Below are 19,239 nucleotides of genomic sequence, written 5' to 3' on the forward strand. Positions count from 1 at the left end.
TCAAAAGCCGTCCAGTGCAAGCCTGGCCGTCGACGCGGGACGTGCGCCCCGCGCCGGCAGCTTGCGGCTTGCAGCTTCAAGCTTACCGCTGCATCACTGCGACTTTCTGACCCGCAGGTACCACTCGGAGAGCAGCCGTACCTGTTTGTCGGTGTACCCGCGTTCGACCATTCGTGTGACGAAGTCGTTGTGTTTCTGCTGGTCTTCTTTGCTGGCCTTGGCATTGAAGCTGATGACCGGAAGCAGGTCCTCGGTGTTGGAGAACATTTTCTTCTCGATGACCACGCGCAGCTTCTCGTAGCTGAGCCAGGTCGGGTTCTTGCCGTTGTTGTTGGCGCGGGCGCGCAACACGAAGTTGACAATCTCGTTGCGGAAATCTTTCGGGTTGCTGATGCCGGCCGGCTTCTCGATTTTCTCCAGCTCTTCGTTGAGGGCCACCCGGTTGAGGATTTCGCCGGTTTCCGGGTCGCGGTATTCCTGGTCCTGAATCCAGAAGTCGGCGTACAGCACATAGCGGTCGAAAATGTTCTGGCCGTACTCGCTGTAGGATTCCAGGTAGGCGGTCTGGATCTCCTTGCCGATGAACTCGATGTAGCGCGGTGCCAGGTACTCTTTCAGGTAGCGCAGGTAGCGTTCGCGCACCTCGGCGGGAAATTGCTCCTGTTCAATCTGCTGTTCCAGCACGTACAGCAGGTGCACGGGGTTGGCCGCGATTTCATGCGGGTCGAAGTTGAACACCTTGGACAGGATCTTGAACGCGAAGCGGGTCGACAGGCCGTTCATGCCTTCGTCCACGCCGGCGCTGTCGCGGTATTCCTGGATCGACTTGGCCTTGGGGTCGGTGTCTTTCAGGTTCTCACCGTCATACACGCGCATCTTCGAGTAGATGTTCGAGTTTTCCGGCTCCTTGAGGCGCGACAGCACGGTGAACTGGGCCAGCATCTTGAGGGTGTCGGGCGCGCAGTGGGCCTTGGACAGCGAGCTGTTGAACAGCAGTTTGTCGTAGATCTTGATCTCATCGCTGACGCGCAGGCAGTACGGCACCTTGACGATGTAGATCCGGTCGATGAACGCCTCGTTGTTCTTGTTGTTGCGGAAGCTGTGCCATTCCGATTCGTTGGAGTGGGCCAGCAAGATACCGGAGTAGGGGATGGCCCCCAACCCTTCGGTGCTGTTGTAGTTGCCTTCCTGGGTGGCGGTGAGCAGTGGGTGCAGCACCTTGATGGGCGCCTTGAACATCTCAACGAATTCCATCAGGCCCTGGTTGGCCCGGCACAGTGCGCCCGAGTAGCTGTAGGCGTCGGCGTCGTTCTGTGGGTATTCCTCGAGTTTGCGGATGTCGACCTTGCCCACCAGGGCGGAAATGTCCTGGTTGTTCTCATCCCCAGGTTCGGTCTTGGCCACGGCGATCTGGTTGAGGATGGACGGGTAGAGTTTCACCACGCGGAACTGGCTGATGTCGCCGCCGAATTCGGCCAGGCGCTTGGTGGCCCATGGCGACATGATGGTATTGAGGTAGCGGCGCGGGATGCCGAAATCCTCTTCCAGGATGGCGCCGTCCTCGGTGGCATTGAATAGCCCCAGGGGTGTCTCGAACACCGGTGAGCCCTTGATGGCGTAGAAGGGCACCTTCTCGATCAGTTGCTTGAGCTTTTCCGCCAGCGAGGACTTGCCGCCCCCGACTGGGCCCAGCAAATAGAGGATCTGTTTCTTTTCTTCCAGACCCTGGGCGGCGTGGCGGAAGTACGAAACGATCTGGTCGATGCACTCCTCCATGCCATGGAAGTCTTCGAAGGCCGGGTAGCGGCGAATCACCTTGTTGGAGAAGATACGCGACAGCCTGGAATTGGTCGACGTGTCGAGCAATTCTGGCTCCCCGATTGCCATCAGAATGCGTTCGGCGGCAGAAGCGTAGGCACTGCGATCCTTTTTGCAGAGCTCCAGATACTCCTGCAGCGAGAGCTCTTCCTGACGAGTGGACTCGAAACGCTGTTGGAAGTGGCTAAAAATACTCATGACGTCACCTCGCTCGATACGTGGAGCCGACGTCGGATCAGTCAGTTGATGCTGGCAGCAGTCGAAACAATCGGCCGCTGTATACCCCCCAGAACACCTCTAAGTCGCTACCGATGACCCGCGCGTCGGTGTACCGGCTCTCCCCTGTTTTGGATGGCCTGATCCTAAGGATAGTTGGGAATCTCAGACTTCAAGGTGCAATGAGCGATATGTTATGGGCTGACCGTTCGTCAGTCCGCGCCAAGCCTTGCAGGGCGGGGGCTTGGCGCCAGAAAAAAATTATTCGGCGATGCCTTGCGCGGTTTGCTCAGGGTAGGTGACCTTCCACAGCTCGAAACCACCATCCAGGCTGTAGACCTCCGAGAAACCCTGGCTGACCAGGTAGGCGGCAGCACTCTGGCTGGAGTTACCGTGGTAGCACACCACTACGGTCGGCTTGTCCAGGTCGGCGCCACGGATGAAATCCTGCACCGAATGATTGTCCAGATGTTGCGCGCTGGGGATGTGGCTGGCGGCGAAGGTCTGAGCGTCGCGCACGTCGACAATGGCGGCGCCGTTGGCGAGCAGCTCATGGGCCGTTTGCGGGGGAATGCGTTTGAATTCGGTCATGGCGGTGCTCCTGAAGGATGATCGGCTACGTAGCCGGTGGGAGCTGGCAAGCCAGCTCCCACCGGCTGTCTATTTGCGATTCTACCGCGTCAGGGTTGGGCTATCGAGCCACGGATGTTTCCGTGTTCGTCGCAGTCGCAGCCAATGCGCTCGCCGGTGTCGACGTTCATCAGGGTCATGCTCCCGCCCCACACGCAGCCCGTGTCCAGGGCAAAGATGCCCGGTACAGTGCATTTGCCTTCCAGCGCCGCCCAGTGGCCGAAGATGATCTTCAGGCCCTTGGTCTTGCGCTCGCGGTAGCTGAACCATGGCGCGTAGCCCGGTGGCGCGGTGTCGGCGCCTTCCTTGCCCTTGAGGTCAAGCTTGCCCTCGGCGGTACAGAAGCGCATGCGAGTGAAGTAGTTGGTGATCACCCGCAGGCGTTCCACGCCCTTGAGGTCATTGCTCCACTTTGTTGGCTCGTTGCCATACATGCCGTCGAGGAAGGGCTGGAACAAGTTGTCGTCGCGCAGGGCCTGCTCTACTTCCTCGGCGCAGCGCAGGGCCTTCTTCAGTGACCACTGCGGCGGGATGCCGGCATGCACCAGGGCCAGGTCCCGTTGGTCGTCGTAGTGCAGCAGCTTCTGCCGGCGCACCCAGTCCAGCAGTTCGGCACCGTCGGGTGCTTCGATGATCTCGCGCAGGGTGTCGCTTTTCTTCAGCCGCTCGATGTTGCGGCCGGCGGCCACCAGGTGCAGGTCATGGTTGCCCAGCACGCACACCAGCGAATCGCGCATGCGGTAGAGAAAACGCAGGGTCTCCAGCGACTCGGGACCACGGTTGACCAAGTCGCCCACCAGCCACAGGCGGTCGTGCGCGGGGTTGAAGTTCACTCGCTCAAGCAGGCGCTTGAGTGGTTGCAGGCAGCCTTGCAGGTCTCCGACCGCATACACCGCCATCAGTGCAGGGAACCGGGAACGGCGAGGCGGAAGGGCGCGATGACGGCGTCGAAGTGTTTGCCGTCCTCGGCCACCATCTGGTAGCTGCCCTGCATGGTGCCAACCTGAGAGGTCATGACCGTGCCGCTGCTGTAGGTGTGGCTTTCGCCGGCCTCGATCAGCGGTTGCTGGCCAACCACGCCGGCGCCGCGTACTTCCTCGACCTTGCCGTCGCCGTCGGTGATCACCCAGTGCCGGGACACCAGTTTGGCCGGCAACTGGCCGTTGTTCTGCACCGTGACGGTATAGGCGAACGCAAACCGCTGGTGTTCAGGTTGGGATTGTTCGGCGAGAAAGCGAGTCACGACGCTGACGTCGATCTGATAGCGGGAGTCGGACATGCAAGGAGCCTTAAATGCAAAAATATGCAAAAACGAAGGGGCATTCTAGGTGCCGGTGCCTTCAGTCTAGGCCATCGTGCGCCAGGACAGTAGCCTGGGCGCACGATGAAGCGGATCAGTTGGCGGCAGGCTGCTCGAACAGCTTGTCGGCCAGGCGCACGAAGGCGGCCAGGTCCAGTTGCTCGGGGCGCAGGCTGCCGTCGACGCCGGCGGCTTCGATGGCTTCGCTGCTGAGCAGGGCCTTGAGGGTGTTGCGCAGGGTCTTGCGGCGCTGGTTGAAGGCTTCGCGCACGACGCGCTCCAGCAGCCGGTGATCCTTGGCCGGGTGGGGCAGGGTGGCGTGCGGTACCAGGCGGACAATCGCCGAGTCGACCTTGGGCGGCGGGTTGAAGGCACCCGGCCCGACGTTGAACAGGTGAACCACGCGGCAATGGTACTGGACCATGATCGACAGACGGCCCCAGTCACCACCGCCAGGCCCTGCGGCCAGGCGCTCGACCACTTCCTTCTGCAGCATGAAGTGCATGTCGCGAATCAGGCTGGCGTTGGACAACAGGTGGAAGATCAGTGGCGTGGAGATGTTGTACGGCAGGTTGCCGACCACACGCAGGCTGCCAGGTTCGGCGCCCAGGGTGTGGAAATCGAACTTCAGGGCATCGCCCTGGTGCAGGCTGAAATTGCCACGACCAGCGAACTGGTTGTTGAGGATCGGCACCAGGTCCTTGTCGAGTTCGACCACGTCCAGTTGCGCGCCGCTGTTGAGCAGGCCCTCGGTCAGGGCGCCCTGGCCCGGACCGATTTCCAGCACGCGGTCGCCTTCGCGCGCGTTGATGGAGCGCAGGATGCGGTCGATGACGCCGGCGTCGTGCAGGAAGTTCTGGCCGAAGCGCTTGCGCGCCCGGTGTTGGTATTGCTCGGTCATATACGGGTCTCGGCCATCTGGTAGGCGGTGTCCAGGGCGACCTTGAGGCTGCCGGTGTCGATCCGGCCGCTGCCGGCCAGGTCCAGGGCGGTGCCGTGGTCTACCGAAGTGCGGATGATCGGCAGGCCCAGGGTGATATTCACTGCGGCGCCAAAGCCCTTGTACTTGAGTACGGGCAGCCCCTGGTCGTGGTACATCGCCAGCACTGCATCGCAGTGCTCCAGATATTTGGGGGTAAACAGAGTATCGGCTGGCAGCGGGCCGCGAAGGTCCATGCCCTCGCTGCGCAGGCGAACAAGTGTCGGTTCGATGATCTCGATCTCTTCACGGCCCAGGTGGCCGCCTTCGCCGGCATGCGGGTTGAGCCCGCACACCAGGATGCGCGGCTGGGCAATGCCGAACTTGTCCTTGAGATCCGCGTGCAGGATGCGGGTGACCCGCTCCAGGCGTTCGTCGGTAATCGCGTCAGCCACGGCTCGCAGCGGCAGGTGAGTGGTCACCAGTGCCACGCGCAGGCCATGGGTGGCGAGCATCATCACTACCTGTTCGGTGTGGGTCAGCTCGGCAAGGAATTCGGTGTGGCCGGAAAACGCGATGCCTGCCTCGTTGATCACGCCCTTGTGCACCGGGGCGGTGATCATGCCGGCGAAGCGCCCGTCCATGCAGCCCTGGCCCGCACGGGTCAGGGTTTCAAGCACGAATGCAGCGTTGGCACGGTCCAGCGTGCCGGTCACGACGGGGGCGGCCAAAGGCGTATCCCATACGTACAGGCTGCCGGCTTCGGCGGGGGTATCGGGCAGGGCGTCGGCGTCGACCGCCAGCAGGTTGACTGCCACGCCCAGCTGCGCGGCCCGCTCTACGAGCAGGTCACGGCTGGTGATGGCAATCAGGGGGTGTGGCTGGCGTTGCGCGGCGAGCAACAGGCACAGGTCTGGACCTATGCCCGCCGGCTCGCCGGGCGTCAGAGCAAAGCGCGAAGGCTTCACTGATCGGCCTGTGCAGCCTGTTCGGCGCCAGGCAGCTTGATCTCGACGTAGGCTTCGTCGCGGATCTGGCGCAGCCAGCTCTGCAGCTCTTCGTCGTACTTGCGGTTGCGCAGCACCATCATCGCTTGCTGTTCACGCGCCTGCTCGGTGTTGTCCGTCGCACGACGGCCCAGCACTTCCAGGATGTGCCAGCCAAACTGGGTCTTGAACGGCTTGGAGACTACGCCTTGCGGGCTGTCGGCCATGACCTGGCGGAACTCGGGTACCAGCGACTGCGGGTCGACCCAGTTCAGGTCACCGCCGTTGAGGGCAGAACCCGGGTCTTCGGAGTAGCTCTTCGCCAGTTCGGCAAAGTCTTCGCCGCCCTTGATGCGCTCGTACAGACGGTCTGCCAGCACCTTGGTTTCGGCATCGCTGCGTACTTCGTTGGGTTTGAGCAGGATGTGGCGTACGTGCACCTCGTCACGGGTAACGTTGCCGCCACCGCGTTTATCCAGCAGCTTCAGGATAATGAAACCACCTGGGGTGCGGGTTGGTTCGGTTACGTCACCGGTGGTCAGCGCGCTGACCTGGGAGTCGAACGGCGGTGGCAGCTGGGCGGCTTTACGCCAGCCCATGTCGCCGCCTTCCAGGGCATTGTCGCTGCCCGAGTTGGCCACGGCCAGTTGACCGAAGTCGGCACCCTGTTTCAGGCGGGTGTACAGCTCACCGGCCTTGTGGGCGGCAGCCTGGATGGCTTCGGGGCTGGCGCTTTCCGGGGTGGCGACGAGGATGTTGGCCAGGTGGAACTCTTCCGACAGCTGAGCCTTGCCCAGGTCCGAGGCCAGGAAGTTCTTCACTTCCTGCTCCGATACCTGGATGCGCTCGGCCACGCGGCGCTGGCGCACACGGCTGATGATCATTTCGCGCTTCACCTGGTCACGGGCGTCCTGATAGGACAGGCCGTCGTGAGCCAGAGCTGCCTGGAACTGCGCCACGCTCATGTTGTTGCGCTGGGCGATGGTGCCGATGGCCTGGTTCAGCTCTTCGTCGGTGATGCGAACGCCAGAGCGATCGCCGATCTGCAGTTGCAGGTTCTCGACGATCAAGCGCTCCAGCACCTGCTTCTCCAGGACGTCGGTAGGCGGCATGTTGGTGCCGCCACGCTTGGCGATGGTCTGTTGAACCTCGTGGACGCGCTGGTCCAGTTGGCTCTTCATGATCACATCGTTGTCGACAATGGCAACAACGCTATCCAGGGGTTGAACGTCGGCATGAACCGCACCACTCAACAACATCGCGCCCAGAAGCAGAGGGCGCAAACAATCAGTTAGCTTGCTCTTCACGTTCTTTATAACCTTGAATGCCCTTGTCGAGGAAAGACTCGACTTTATTGCCCACTACGCCACCGAGCCCTTTGAGCACGATTTGCAGGAAGACACCGTGGTCGCCTTTTTCGTTCTGCGGCAGCGACTGGCTGAACTCGTCGTAATCGACCCAGTAGCGGCTGATGAAGCGCAGTTTCCAACAGCAGTTGTCGTACTCGAAACCAGCGAACGAATCCAGGGTACGGCTGCGGTTGTAGTCATACTCCCAGCGCGCAATCGCGTTCCACTGCGGCACAATTGGCCACATGATCGAGAAGTCGTGCTGCTGGATCTTGTAGTAGTCCTTGATGTAATTAGGCTGCCCCGGCGTGCCGTAGTCACCGCCAAAGCCCCACTGACCGGTGGACGAATCGTAGTGGACGATGTCGTTGCGGTAGCGGTAGCCGGCGTTGATGACCTTGTTCGGGTCGTCTTCAGGCTGGTAGTGGAACATCGCACTGCCCGAGCGGGTGGTGTGGCTGTCCGGATCCCAGTTGAAGTCCGAGTTGAAGCGCCAGTCGCGGTTGAAGTGGTACTCGTATTCCAGGGCGTACGGCGAACGGCTGGCAGTGGCCTCGGCACGGTCCTTGTAATAGATACCTGGCAGTTGGACCTTGCGATCCTGCATGTAGAAGGCTTCACCGAAGCTGAACTTCTGACGTTCGAAACCGTTGTCCTCGATCCAACGAGTGGTGGCGCCCAGCGAAATTTTGTTTTCGTCGCCGATGCGGTCATAGCCGGAGAAGCGGTTGTCCCGCCACAGTGAAGAATAGCTGAACTGGTTTTCCGCAGAGTCGAAGATCGGAATGTCGTTCTGGTTCGTGTATGGAACGTACAGATAGTATGCGCGGGGTTCCAGTGTCTGACGGTAGTTAGTGCCGAACATTGAGGTATTGCGGTCGAAGTACAGGCCGCTGTCTACGCTGTAGATCGGGATCGAGCGGTCCAGATTGCTATGGAACGTTTGCCGAGTAGTCGAAAGCTGGTTGGCGTCGGAAGCAAGGTAGGTCTTGCCTTCGCTGTCCAGGTCCAATTGGTAGTCGGTGTAAATGAACTTAACCGATGGCTTGATGTAACCCCACGATGCAGTTAGCGGCAGGCTCATCTGCGGTGCTAGCGTCAAGCGATCACCGTTTGCACGGGCCATGCCAGTTACATTGGTATCGATACGGTCCGAGACAACACCGTCTTCATCGGTGTAAGTACCGTTCTGCAGGCTGCGCTCGAAACGCACGGCTTCAGTCTGGTAGCTAATGTCCAGGCCACCAGGATGGTACGGCAGCGCACCATTGAAGGTGATCTGCGGCAGACGATCGTACGGCGTGATATCCGCTACGGTGGTCAGCTGGTAGCCCTGAACGTTCAGGCCGGCTGTCCAGTTGTCGCCACGATAGTACGCAGCGGCCTGCTGGTTCAGGTAGTCGTGGTTCTGCACGCCGATCTGGTTGGTTTCCAGATCCTGGAAGTAGTACGGGTCGCTGATCTTGGTGTAGTCGACCTTGTAGGTCAGACGCTGGTCCAGCTGGCCCTTGTGCTGCCAGTTGAGCAGGTAGCGGTCTTTGGAGAAGTCCGACTGCTGGCTACGGTCGTCGTCCTGATCGCTCAGGTACGCCCCACCGAACTGGCCTTCGCTGTTCTTGGTCAGGTAGCGGAACTCGCCCTCGGTCAACATGCCACGCTTGCTCATGTAGTGCGGGTACAACGTGGCGTCGTAGTTGGGCGCCAGGTTGAAGTAGTACGGCGTGACCAGCGAGAAGCCGGTCTTGCTGCCGCTGCCGATGGTTGGCGGCAGGAAGCCGGACTGACGACGGTCGTCGATCGGAAAATAGATGTACGGCGTGTACAGGACCGGAATGTCGTGCACGCGCAGGGTGGCGTTGGTCGCCGTGCCGAAGCCGGTCGCCGGGTTCAGGGTAATGTTGTTACCCTTGATTTCCCAAGCGTTGCTCGACGGCTCGCAGGTGGTATAGGTGCCGTCCTTGAGCCGGATGATGGCGTTTTCGCCGCGCTTGGCGTACAAGGCGCTGCCGCGGATGCCTTGCTTGTGCATCACGTATTCGGCGTTGTCGACCTGGGCGGCACCGGTGTCCAGCTGGATCTCGGCGTGGTCTCCGACCAGCAGTGCACCCTGGTCGCGCAGCTTGACGTTGCCGGTGATTTCGCCGCGGTTCTCGGCCTGGTGCAGGCTGGCTTCGTCACCTTCAGCCTGCAGGCTGCCCTGGCGCATCACCACGTCGCCGGCCAGGGTGGCGGTCTGCGCATCCTGGTCGTAGCGCGATACCTTGGCACCGATGAAGGTCGGCGAGTCTTTCTTCGCCGTCTTGTCATCCATGCCAGGCCGGATCGGCTCGATGTAGGCACCGTCGCAATACGGACCGGTCTCGGCCAACTGGGCAGGCGTGAGCTTGTCCCGGGTAACCCAATCGAGATGGCTGTAGTCGGCGCTGCGGGATTTCAGGCCACGGCCCTTGCTCTGGGTAACGAGCATGGGGCCCTTGGCCTTCTCTTCCTGGGCGCCAGGCTGGGCCTGATCGGCGCTTTCAGGCGCAGACGACGCACTGCCATCATGGACAGGGCGAGGCGGCAAGACACCCACGGCAGACTTGGGTTTGCACTCCCAGGCTCCCGCCGCAGAGACAGTACAGTCATACTGCTCGGCGGCCACCGCGAACGGCACGGCCAGGGGTTGCATCGCCAGCAAACCGCCGGTGACCAGCAACGGGAATTTTTTACGAAACGCGGGGGATTTCAATGCCATCTTATTAGTCCGGGCTTCCTGCGTGCCATCTGCCCGCGGTGGGGCCGCACGCCTCTCGATGGTCTGAAAAAGATGCTGGATAATAAAGCATGACCCGCTTGACGGCTAGCGCCGTCGGAGACCTCTGTAATGCCCGATCAAGATGTACGCCTGCAACAGCTCCAGGTATGGCTCGATGAGCAACTGACGAAACTCTTTGTGGCCGGGGGCTGGGGGCCTGTTCCCCCGTGTTTGTTGACCGCTGCCAGTAGTGATGCAAGCTTCCGGCGATATTTTCGCTGGGAGGGTGAAGGGCGCAGTTTTATCGTGATGGACGCTCCTCCACCCCAGGAAAACTGCAAACCGTTCGTGGATATCGCCGCTTTGCTGGCGACATCGGGCATCAATGTGCCGAAAATTTACGCCCAGGACCTCGAACGCGGCTTTCTTTTGCTCAACGACCTGGGTAACCAGACGTACCTGGACGTGATCAACAGCGACAACGCCGATGCTTTGTTCAAGGACGCCATCGATGCCTTGCTGGCCTATCAGCAGTTGCCGATGGATTCCCCCTTGCCCAGCTACGACGTGGCCTTGCTGCGCCGTGAACTGGAACTGTTTCCCGAGTGGTATGTGGGGCGCGAGCTCAACCATGCCATGGACCCGGCCCAGCAAGCGCTATGGCAGCGTGCCAGCAGCCTGTTGATCGACAGCGCCCTGGCCCAGCCAAACGTCCTGGTGCACCGCGATTTCATGCCGCGCAACTTGATGCGCAGCGAGCCTAACCCCGGCGTGCTGGACTTCCAGGACGCCGTGTATGGCCCGGTGACCTACGACATCACCTGTCTGTTCAAGGATGCCTTCCTCAGCTGGCCCCTGGAGCGGGTTGACGCCTGGCTGCTGGGTTACTGGCAGCAGGCGAATGCCAAGGGCATTGCGGTGCAGGCCGACTTCCAGGACTTCCTGCGCGCCAGTGACCTGATGGGCGTGCAGCGCCACCTGAAAGTCATCGGCATTTTCGCGCGTATCTGCCACCGTGACGGCAAGCCGCGGTACCTCACCGACGTGCCGCGCTTCTTTGCTTATATAGAAGCAGTGCTGGCCCGCCGCCCGGAACTGGCGGACCTGGGTGAACTGCTGGCCAGCCTGCGCGCCGCCACGGAGGCGCCTGCATGAAAGCGATGATTCTGGCGGCGGGCAAGGGCGAGCGCCTGCGCCCCCTGACCTTGCACACCCCCAAGCCGCTGGTGCGCGCCGGTGGCGTGCCATTGATCGAATATCACCTGCGCGCGCTGGCCGCGGCAGGGTTCACCGAGATCGTGATCAACCACGCCTGGCTCGGCCAGCAGATCGAGGACCATCTGGGTGACGGCACTCGCTTCGGCGTGAGCATCCGCTATTCGGCCGAGGGCGAGCCGCTGGAGACCGGCGGCGGGATTTTTCAGGCCCTGCCATTATTGGGCGTCGAGCCTTTCGTGGTGGTGAACGGTGATATCTGGACCGAGTATGACTTTGCCCGCCTGCGCCAACCCTTGAACGGCCTGGCGCACCTGGTGTTGGTGGATAACCCTGCGCACCATCCTGATGGCGACTTTGTGCTGCACGACGGTGATGTCAGTGAATCGGCCGGGGCTGCACGCCTGACGTACAGCGGTATCGCCGTGTTGCACCCGGCGCTGTTTGCCGGCAGTACAGCCGGGGGGTTCAAGCTGGCCCCGCTGCTGCGCGAGGCCATGGCCGGCGGCAAGGTCAGCGGCGAGCACTTCCACGGGCGCTGGGTGGATGTCGGCACCCATGAGCGCCTGGCCGAAGTCGAAGCCCTCGTGCAAGAGCGTCGCTGACATGCTGTGGCCTGGAACGGTGGTCGGCGCGGGTGCTGGGTTCGCCATCGCCAGTATTCCTGGGGCGCTGTTGGGCGCCCTGCTGGGGCAAGCACTGGACCGGCGCATGCAGTTGCATACCTGGGGGCAACTGTTTGACCGGCTGCGTGGCAAGCCTAGGCTGCGTGACGACCAGGTGCTGTTTGTACTGCTGGGGCGCCTGGCCAAGTGCGATGGGCGGGTAGTGGAGAGCCATATCCAGCAGGCGCGTCACGAAATGCGTTCGCTGGGGCTCAACGAGGCCCAGCGGCGGGTGGCCATTGCTGCGTTCAATCGGGGCAAGGATGGCCGCGACCCCTTGCAGCATCATTTGCAGCGCCTTGGCCAGCAACCCAATTCTGCCGAAGGTCTGCTGCGCGCCTGTTGGCGTATGGTGTGGGCCGATGGCCGCGTCAGCCGAGGCGAGCGCGAGTTGATTGTGCAGTGGGGCAAGTGGCTGGGCTGGAGTTCGGTGCAGGTACAGGGTTTGTCGGCCGACTATGAACCGGCCCGCAAGCCTCTGGCCAATAGCGGCGGCGCTTATCAGGAGGCCATTCGCCTGTTGGGCGTGGCGGCCACCACGGAGCCGGCACAGATCAAGCGCGCCTACCGCCGGCTGCTCAGCCGCCACCACCCGGACAAGCTGGCGGGCACTGGTGCCACCCCGGCGCAGGTGCGCGAAGCCACCGAGCGCACGCGCGAGCTGCACAGCGCCTACGCGCTGATTCGTGAACGCCGCGAGTTTCGCTGAACGTTGACTTGTGGGCGCTGGCTGCCGGCGAGCTTTTTTCTTTAAAGGCTCGCTGGCAAGCCAGCTCCCACAGATCGTTTATTCCACCGGTTTGGGGCTGAGCCAGCCGCGCACGCGGCGGAACAGTTGCTCCTGCTCGGCGCTCTTGTCGGCCGGCAGTGCATTCAGGGACACCTGGGTATAGCCGGTATCCTTGAGCCGCTTGCTGGTTTGCAGGCGCACCCGGGCGGCGTCCTGGGCGGCGGTGGTGTCACTGTAATAGATGTCGGCGGTCGGCACCTTCAAGGCCGGTGCCAGTTCCTGCAAGCTCTGGCTGGCGTTGGTCGGCGTCATCGGCGCCACCATCACCAGGCGCTGGGCGTGAGGCTGCGGGCGTTCCTTGAGGTAGCGGGCCGCCCAATAAGCGCCGGTACCATGGCCCAGCAGTACCACGGTCTTGGATTTCTGCTGCTGGGCAAACGTGACGGCGGCGTCGATGCGGGCAAAGATGCGCTCGGCATCAGCCTTGGCCAATTCGTCAGCCGACTGCGCCGGGGCCTTGTCCGGCTCGGTGGCGGTGGCCTGTTCCACGGACGGGTTGGCCGGTGGCGTGGACTTGCTGCCGGCCTCCACTGGCGCCGGCGGCGAGGTTTCTACCCGCGCTTGCGGCGCATCGGTGCTCAGGTCCGGCAGGGTAATGCTCAGGCTGTGCCAGTTGGCGTCAGGCAGCTTGTTGCGAATGGGCGCAACGGCGTTGGGCCAGTCGGCGGTTTCGCCGGTGCCGGGAATGATCACCACGGCGCCGGCCGGATTGCTGCTGTTGGCCGGCTTCCACAACGCCAGGAAGCTGTCGCTGCCTGCCTGTAGCTGTTGCTGTTCGTCCTGCGGCAGTTGCCGCTCCAGTGCCAGGGCATCTTCCTGGCTGCGCTCGAGCAACGGTTGGCGTTCGACTTTCGGTTGTTCGGCCGCTTTCTCGGTGGCTGGTTTTTGCGCCGCGTCATCGGCCATCGCCGGCAGCGCCAGGGGCAGCATCAGCGATAGGCAAAACGCCGGCAGCGTTGTGCGGTAGATTGAAGACATCGGATTTTCCACGCCAGGGTAGTTCTGGCAGCCTAATGGTATTTGTCCCGAACCGCCAAAGGTATAGCGTCGTTCATGGGTGATGAGAGTTGCGATGATTCGACTGTGCTGGCTGCTTATCGGCTGTTTGTGGTTTCCCTTGATCGCCAATGCCGCACCCGTGGTGCTGACGCCTGCGCAGCAGCAATGGCTGGCGCAGCACCGCGAGTTGCGCGTGGGCGTGGTGCTGCAGGCGCCGTTCGCGCAGTACGACCGGCGCCTGCAACAGCTGTCGGGGGTCAACGTCGAGGTGGTGACGTGGCTGGCCAAGAGCCTTCAGCTCGAATTGCACTGGCGCAACTTCCCCGACCAGGCAGCGCTGGAGCAGGCCCTGCGTGACGATGAAATCGACCTGGCCCCCGGCCTGGTGCAAACCCCCGCCGGGCTGCGCCTGTGGTTGTACTCCGACCCGTATATGCGCATCCCCCAGTTGGTGGTGGGCGAGCCCAGCGGCGCAGTGGCGGTGGACCTGGAGAAGCTCGACAGCAAGGATCGGGTAGCAGTACGCATGCCCAGCGCCGTGGCCGATTACCTGCGCAGTACCTATTCCAACCTCAACTTGCAGGGCGTGCCACTGGAACGCCAGGCCTTGCAGTTGCTGTTGAGCCAGCAAGCGCGCTACGCGGTCATCGATGAAGCGCAACTGGGCCGGCTTTCCGGCGAGAGTGACTTTGCCGACTTGGTGGTTGTGGGTGACATCGGCTTGCCGCAACTGCTGCGTCTGGCCTCGCGCCGCGACTGGCCGCTGTTGGCCCAGGTGCTCGAAGCCGGGTTGCAGGCGGTACCGGCCAAGGACCTGGAGCAGTTGCATAGCCGTTGGCTGCAACCGCGCTACCCCCGGCTCACCGAGTCTCCGGGTTTTTGGCAAAACCTGAGCCTGTTGTTCGCGGTGCTGGGTTTGTCGGCCATCGCCATCGTGTTCTGGCAGCGCCGCCAGCAGCACTGGCTGGAAGGCCGGCTGATGGAAGCGCGCGATGATATCGCCCGACGCCAGGCCGGTGAAGAGGCGCTGCGCCTTACGCAGTTTTCCATCGACCAGAGCACCGTGGGCATACTCTGGGTCAACTGGGACAGCCACGTGCGCTACGCCAACCGCGCGGCCGAGGCCATGCTCGGTTATGACGCCGGCGGCGTGCTCAATCGCCCGCTGATCGATTTCGAGCCAGGCTTGCACATGGATCGCTGGCTCGGCCTGTGGAAGCGCGCCAGGGCCAGTGATGGCGAGCCGTTGGGCTTCGAAAGCCAGTGCCTGCGCGCTGATGGCAGCTGGCTCCCGGCTGACGTTTCACTGAGCTTTCTGCGTTTTCACGACGCCGAATACCTGGTGGTGTACCTCACCGATGTCACCGAACGGCGCCGGGCCACGGCAGCCTTGCAGGAAAGCGAGGCGCGCCTGCAAGCCATCGCCGCCAACGTTCCGGGTCTGGTGTTTCGTCTGGAACGCTTGCAGGTCGGTGGCTTGCTGGAGTTCGCCTACATCAGCGAGGGCAGCGAAAGCCTGGTGGGCTACTCGCCGGCCACCTTGCGCCACCCGGACATGGGCCTGCGCAACCTGGTACACCCGCACGACCGCGCCAGTTATCACCGCACCCAGGACCAGGCCCTGGAAACCGACAGTGACTGGTCCTGGCAGGGCCGCATCCTCACCCGCGAAGGCCAGGAGCGCTGGGCCGAGATCAAGGCCATTTCCCGTGGCCTGGGGCAGGGGCGGGTGTGGGATGGGATTGTCTGGGACATCAGTGAGAGCAAGCAGGCCGAGCTGGCCCTGGCCCGCTCGCAAGATCAGTTGCGCGAATTGTCGGCGCACCTGGAGAGCGTTCGCGAAGAGGAGAAGGCGCGCATCGCCCGCGAAGTGCACGATGAGCTGGGGCAAATGCTCACGGTGCTCAAGCTGGAGACGTCCATGTGTGAGCTGGCCTACGCCGGCCTGGATCCCGGCCTGCAGGACCGCCTCAACAGCATGAAGCGCTTGATCGCCCAGCTGTTCCAGCTGGTGCGGGACGTGGCCACGGCCCTGCGCCCGCCGATTCTGGATGCCGGTATCGGTTCGGCGATCGAGTGGCAGGCCCGCCGCTTCGAGGCGCGCACGCAGATCCCGTGCCTGGTGCAGGTGCCGGAAACGGTGCCGGCGCTATCCGATGCCAAGGCCATCGGCCTGTTCCGTATCCTGCAGGAGGCGCTGACCAATGTCATGCGCCACGCCCAGGCGCATACTGTGGACATTGCCCTGGACGTTGAAGAGGATTGGCTGGTACTGAGTATTGGTGACGATGGCCAGGGGTTTGTCGTGGGCAGTGGCCCTTCCACCTCGTTTGGCCTGGTGGGCATGCGCGAGCGCGTGCTGATGCTGGGTGGGGTATTGCAGTTGCAGAGCGAACCGGGGCAAGGCACGACCTTGCAGGTTCGCGTTCCGGTTCATGAACGTTCAGTGGTGGGGTTGCAGTGAAGAGGAAAGTGCAGTGATACGGGTATTGGTAGCCGAAGACCACACCATTGTGCGCGAAGGCATCAAGCAATTGATTGGCCTGGCCAGGGACCTGGTGGTAGTGGGCGAGGCCAGTAATGGCGAGCAGCTGCTGGAAACGCTGCGTCATACGCCGTGCGAAGTGGTGCTGCTGGATATTTCCATGCCCGGGGTCAATGGGCTGGAAGCCATCCCGCGCATCAGGGCTCTGAACAATCCGCCGGCCATCCTGGTGTTGTCCATGCATGATGAAGCGCAGATGGCCGCGCGTGCGCTGAAAGTGGGGGCAGCCGGTTACGCGACCAAGGACAGCGATCCGGCGCTGTTGCTGACTGCGATCCGGCGGGTGGCCAATGGCGGGCGCTATATCGACCCCGACCTTGCCGACCGCATGGTATTTGAAGTCGGCCTTACCGATTCGCGCCCCTTGCACTCGCAACTGTCGGAGCGCGAGTTCTCGGTATTCGAGCGCCTGGCCCAGGGCGCGAACGTCAACGATATCGCCCAACAACTGGCGCTCAGTAGCAAAACCATCAGCACCCATAAGGCGCGGTTGATGCAAAAGCTCAACGTCACCTCCCTGGCTGAGCTGGTCAAATACGCCATGGAACATAAACTGGTGTGACATTGGCTGGTACGCCCCAGTACCTGAAGCACCGCGGCACCCTTTTCGCGGGTAGAGCCCGCTCCCACGTTAGGACAGTTATTGCTGCAGGGCACCGCAGCCGCTGGATTTATCCAGTTGCGACACGGGTAATGGCCTGTTTCCCGGCCTCGCCGCAAAAACATGTCCATCCCCGCCACCCGTGTAGGGCAATCCCTACCCCCAGCCTTCCATCCGGCTGATGTCATTCTCTCCCAGCTCCCGATTTGCGCGGCCTGCAGCCTTCACTAGGCTTAGTGCATTGCAGTCAAAACATAGGGCGTTGGGTATGAGCGAGGCGAATTCGAGCGATGTGCTGGTCAGCTTTCGTGGCGTGCAGAAAAGCTACGACGGTGAAGTGCTGATCGTCAAAGACCTCAACCTGGATATCCGCAAGGGCGAGTTCCTGACCTTGCTCGGCCCATCGGGCTCAGGCAAGACCACCAGCCTGATGATGCTGGCCGGCTTCGAGACGCCTACCGCTGGCGAGATCCTGCTGGCCGGCCGCTCGATCAACAACGTGCCGCCGCACAAGCGTGACATCGGCATGGTGTTCCAGAACTACGCGTTGTTCCCGCACATGACCGTGGCCGAGAACCTGGCCTTCCCGCTGTCGGTGCGCGGCCTGAGCAAGACCGACGTGGGTGAGCGGGTCAAACGCGTGCTGGACATGGTGCAACTGGGCAAGTTTGCCCAGCGCTACCCCGCCCAACTGTCCGGTGGCCAACAGCAGCGTGTGGCTCTGGCCCGGGCGCTGGTGTTCGAACCGCAGTTGGTGTTGATGGACGAACCCTTGGGCGCGCTGGACAAGCAGTTGCGCGAGCACATGCAGATGGAGATCAAGCACCTGCACCAGCGCCTGGGCGTGACCGTGGTCTACGTCACCCACGACCAGGGGGAGGCGCTGACCATGTCCGACCGCGTGGCGGTATTCCATCAGGGTGAAATTCAGCAGATTGCCCCGCCGCGCACGCTCTATGAAGAGCCGAAAAACACCTTCGTGGCCAACTTCATCGGCGAGAACAACCGCCTCAACGGCCGCCTGATCACCCAGAACGGGGACCGCTGCATTGTCGGCCTGGAGCGTGGCGAGAAAATCGAGGCGCTGGCAGTGAATGTCGGTGAGCCGGGCGACCCGGTAACCCTGTCGATTCGCCCGGAACGGGTGTTCCTCAATGGCCATAGCGAGCAATGCAGCAACCGATTCTCTGGCCGGGTTGCCGAGTTCATCTACCTGGGCGACCACGTGCGCGTGCGTCTGGAGGTGTGCGGCAAGTCGGATTTCTTCGTGAAGCAGCCAATTGCCGAGCTGGATCCGGCGTTGGCCGTGGGCGATGTGGTACCGCTCGGCTGGCAGGTCGAGCACGCGCGTGCGCTGGACCCGTTGTTAGTCGACTAGAGGCGAGCCGAATCGCCCATAGCTACACCAACCCTGCACTGTGGAGAGAAGAAGAAATGCTCAAGCACTTGAAGTTCACCGCCCTGGCCCTGGGCCTGATGGGCGCAACCCAGGCCATGGCGGCGGACCTGACCCTGGTTTCCTTTGGCGGCGCCAACAAGGCGGCCCAGGAGAAGGCGTTTTACCAACCGTGGGAAAAGACTGGCCAGGGCAAGATCATCGCTGGCGAATACAACGGCGAGATGGCAAAAGTCAAAGCCATGGTCGACACCAAGAGCGTGTCCTGGGACCTGGTAGAGGTGGAGTCGCCGGAACTGGCCCGTGGCTGTGATGAAGGCATGTTTGAAAAGATCGATCCGGCCCTGTTCGGCAAGAAGTCCGATTATGTGGATGGCGCCATCCAGGAATGCGGCGTGGGCTTCTTCGTATGGTCCACCGTGCTGGCCTACAACGCCGACAAGCTCAAGACCGCGCCCACCAGTTGGGCTGACTTCTGGGACGTGAAGAAATTCCCGGGCAAGCGTGGCCTGCGCAAGGGTGCCAAGTACACCCTGGAATTCGCCCTGATGGCCGACGGCGTCGCGCCCAAGGACGTCTACAAAGTGTTGGGCACCAAGGCCGGCCAGGACCGGGCCTTCAAGAAGCTCGACGAGCTCAAGCCAAGCATCCAGTGGTGGGAAGCCGGCGCCCAGCCGCCGCAGTACCTGGCCTCGGGTGACGTGGTCATGAGCTCGGCCTACAACGGTCGCATCGCCGCCGTGCAGAAAGAGAGCAACCTGAAAGTGGTGTGGAACGGCGGCGTCTACGACTTCGACGCTTGGGCCATTCCCAAGGGCGCGAAGAACGCTGAGGAAGCGAAGAAGTTCATCGCCTACACCCTCCTGCCTGAACAGCAGAAGGTCTTCTCGGAAAACATCGCTTACGGCCCGGCCAACAGCCAGGCGGTACCGTTGTTGGACAAGGGCATTCTCAAGGACATGCCTACCACGCCGGAAAACATTGCCAATCAGGTGCAGATCAATGTCGGCTTCTGGGCTGACAACGGTGAGCAATTGGAACAGCGCTTCAACGCCTGGGCTGCCAAGTAAGCC

At 62.2% G+C, this 19,239-nt stretch carries 16 protein-coding genes; 7 read left to right on the top strand and 9 right to left on the bottom strand.

The annotated features are described in order from the left end of the window. Positions 1-93: 93 nt before the first annotated feature. The 8 genes from PMM47T1_RS01750 to PMM47T1_RS01785 form a co-directional block, all read right to left on the bottom strand. Complete coding sequence (locus PMM47T1_RS01750) at positions 94-2,016, bottom strand: PrkA family serine protein kinase (protein ID WP_008365203.1); 1,923 nt, start codon at positions 2,014-2,016, stop codon at positions 94-96. A 279-nt stretch (positions 2,017-2,295) separates the two neighbouring features. Next, a complete protein-coding gene (gene glpE / locus PMM47T1_RS01755) occupies positions 2,296-2,625 on the bottom strand; it encodes a thiosulfate sulfurtransferase GlpE (RefSeq protein WP_008365204.1) in 330 nt (109 codons plus the stop codon). A gap of 89 nt (positions 2,626-2,714) precedes the next feature. Then, positions 2,715-3,563, bottom strand: coding sequence for a symmetrical bis(5'-nucleosyl)-tetraphosphatase (locus PMM47T1_RS01760; protein WP_008365206.1), 849 nt, complete (start codon positions 3,561-3,563; stop codon positions 2,715-2,717). Continuing rightward, positions 3,563-3,943: a Co2+/Mg2+ efflux protein ApaG gene (apaG, locus tag PMM47T1_RS01765; RefSeq protein ID WP_008365208.1), complete on the bottom strand. Its 381-nt coding sequence runs from the start codon at positions 3,941-3,943 to the stop codon at positions 3,563-3,565. Before apaG ends, PMM47T1_RS01760 begins: the two co-directional genes overlap by 1 nt. 115 nt (positions 3,944-4,058) lie before the next feature. After that, on the bottom strand, positions 4,059-4,865 hold the full coding sequence (gene rsmA, locus PMM47T1_RS01770; RefSeq protein ID WP_008365211.1) for a 16S rRNA (adenine(1518)-N(6)/adenine(1519)-N(6))-dimethyltransferase RsmA: 807 nt from the start codon (positions 4,863-4,865) through the stop codon (positions 4,059-4,061). Beyond that, positions 4,862-5,851 (bottom strand): 4-hydroxythreonine-4-phosphate dehydrogenase PdxA, encoded by a 990-nt coding sequence (pdxA, locus tag PMM47T1_RS01775; protein ID WP_008365213.1) that lies wholly within the window; start codon positions 5,849-5,851, stop codon positions 4,862-4,864. Before pdxA ends, rsmA begins: the two co-directional genes overlap by 4 nt. After that, complete coding sequence (locus PMM47T1_RS01780; protein WP_043300602.1) at positions 5,848-7,176, bottom strand: peptidylprolyl isomerase; 1,329 nt, start codon at positions 7,174-7,176, stop codon at positions 5,848-5,850. The genes pdxA and PMM47T1_RS01780 overlap by 4 nt, the downstream gene beginning before the upstream one ends. Further along, a complete protein-coding gene (locus PMM47T1_RS01785) occupies positions 7,157-9,955 on the bottom strand; it encodes an LPS-assembly protein LptD (protein ID WP_008365224.1) in 2,799 nt (932 codons plus the stop codon). The genes PMM47T1_RS01780 and PMM47T1_RS01785 overlap by 20 nt, the downstream gene beginning before the upstream one ends. A 129-nt stretch (positions 9,956-10,084) precedes the next feature. On the opposite strand from PMM47T1_RS01785, the gene PMM47T1_RS01790 reads away from it, so the two are divergent. The 3 genes from PMM47T1_RS01790 to PMM47T1_RS01800 are packed head-to-tail and all read left to right on the top strand — an operon-like array spanning position 10,085 to position 12,544. Beyond that, the gene (locus PMM47T1_RS01790) at positions 10,085-11,110 is read left to right on the top strand and encodes an aminoglycoside phosphotransferase family protein (protein ID WP_008365225.1); all 1,026 of its coding nucleotides are present in this window, start codon (positions 10,085-10,087) and stop codon (positions 11,108-11,110) included. Beyond that, a complete protein-coding gene (gene murU, locus PMM47T1_RS01795; RefSeq protein WP_008365227.1) occupies positions 11,107-11,775 on the top strand; it encodes an N-acetylmuramate alpha-1-phosphate uridylyltransferase MurU in 669 nt (222 codons plus the stop codon). Before PMM47T1_RS01790 ends, murU begins: the two co-directional genes overlap by 4 nt. Position 11,776: 1 nt before the next feature. After that, positions 11,777-12,544: a TerB family tellurite resistance protein gene (locus tag PMM47T1_RS01800; RefSeq protein ID WP_008365230.1), complete on the top strand. Its 768-nt coding sequence runs from the start codon at positions 11,777-11,779 to the stop codon at positions 12,542-12,544. 78 nt (positions 12,545-12,622) lie between these two features. Here the strand turns inward: PMM47T1_RS01800 and PMM47T1_RS01805 are convergent, their stop codons facing one another. After that, positions 12,623-13,603, bottom strand: a complete 981-nt coding sequence (locus tag PMM47T1_RS01805; protein ID WP_008365232.1) for an alpha/beta hydrolase family protein — start codon at positions 13,601-13,603, stop codon at positions 12,623-12,625. A gap of 94 nt (positions 13,604-13,697) precedes the next feature. Between PMM47T1_RS01805 and PMM47T1_RS01810 the strand changes: the two genes are divergently transcribed. The 4 genes from PMM47T1_RS01810 (at position 13,698) to PMM47T1_RS01825 (ending at position 19,236) form a co-directional block, all read left to right on the top strand. After that, positions 13,698-16,088 carry a PAS domain-containing sensor histidine kinase gene (locus PMM47T1_RS01810; protein ID WP_008365233.1) on the top strand — a complete coding sequence of 797 codons (2,391 nt, stop codon included), beginning with the start codon at positions 13,698-13,700 and terminating at the stop codon, positions 16,086-16,088. Then, positions 16,060-16,731, top strand: a complete 672-nt coding sequence (locus PMM47T1_RS01815; protein WP_177323351.1) for a response regulator — start codon at positions 16,060-16,062, stop codon at positions 16,729-16,731. Before PMM47T1_RS01810 ends, PMM47T1_RS01815 begins: the two co-directional genes overlap by 29 nt. Positions 16,732-17,038: 307 nt before the next feature. Continuing rightward, positions 17,039-18,148: an ABC transporter ATP-binding protein gene (locus PMM47T1_RS01820; RefSeq protein WP_008365238.1), complete on the top strand. Its 1,110-nt coding sequence runs from the start codon at positions 17,039-17,041 to the stop codon at positions 18,146-18,148. Between the two features lie 56 nt (positions 18,149-18,204). Next, positions 18,205-19,236: an ABC transporter substrate-binding protein gene (locus tag PMM47T1_RS01825; protein WP_008365239.1), complete on the top strand. Its 1,032-nt coding sequence runs from the start codon at positions 18,205-18,207 to the stop codon at positions 19,234-19,236. Positions 19,237-19,239: the final 3 nt, after the last annotated feature.

Source organism: Pseudomonas sp. M47T1, assembly GCF_000263855.1.
Lineage (GTDB): Bacteria > Pseudomonadota > Gammaproteobacteria > Pseudomonadales > Pseudomonadaceae > Aquipseudomonas.

Bases quoted from the DNA above. Each gene is read 5' to 3' on its own strand.
- apaG (WP_008365208.1), bottom strand. From the start codon at position 3,943: ATGTCCGACTCCCGCTATCAGATCGACGTCAGCGTCGTGACTCGCTTT.
- murU (WP_008365227.1), top strand. From the start codon at position 11,107: ATGAAAGCGATGATTCTGGCGGCGGGCAAGGGCGAGCGCCTGCGCCCC.
- rsmA (WP_008365211.1), bottom strand. From the start codon at position 4,865: ATGACCGAGCAATACCAACACCGGGCGCGCAAGCGCTTCGGCCAGAAC.
- PMM47T1_RS01825 (WP_008365239.1), top strand. From the start codon at position 18,205: ATGCTCAAGCACTTGAAGTTCACCGCCCTGGCCCTGGGCCTGATGGGC.
- PMM47T1_RS01790 (WP_008365225.1), top strand. From the start codon at position 10,085: ATGCCCGATCAAGATGTACGCCTGCAACAGCTCCAGGTATGGCTCGAT.
- PMM47T1_RS01800 (WP_008365230.1), top strand. From the start codon at position 11,777: ATGCTGTGGCCTGGAACGGTGGTCGGCGCGGGTGCTGGGTTCGCCATC.
- PMM47T1_RS01760 (WP_008365206.1), bottom strand. From the start codon at position 3,563: ATGGCGGTGTATGCGGTCGGAGACCTGCAAGGCTGCCTGCAACCACTC.
- PMM47T1_RS01810 (WP_008365233.1), top strand. From the start codon at position 13,698: ATGATTCGACTGTGCTGGCTGCTTATCGGCTGTTTGTGGTTTCCCTTG.
- PMM47T1_RS01785 (WP_008365224.1), bottom strand. From the start codon at position 9,955: ATGGCATTGAAATCCCCCGCGTTTCGTAAAAAATTCCCGTTGCTGGTC.
- PMM47T1_RS01815 (WP_177323351.1), top strand. From the start codon at position 16,060: ATGAACGTTCAGTGGTGGGGTTGCAGTGAAGAGGAAAGTGCAGTGATA.
- PMM47T1_RS01750 (WP_008365203.1), bottom strand. From the start codon at position 2,016: ATGAGTATTTTTAGCCACTTCCAACAGCGTTTCGAGTCCACTCGTCAG.
- PMM47T1_RS01820 (WP_008365238.1), top strand. From the start codon at position 17,039: ATGAGCGAGGCGAATTCGAGCGATGTGCTGGTCAGCTTTCGTGGCGTG.
- glpE (WP_008365204.1), bottom strand. From the start codon at position 2,625: ATGACCGAATTCAAACGCATTCCCCCGCAAACGGCCCATGAGCTGCTC.
- PMM47T1_RS01805 (WP_008365232.1), bottom strand. From the start codon at position 13,603: ATGTCTTCAATCTACCGCACAACGCTGCCGGCGTTTTGCCTATCGCTG.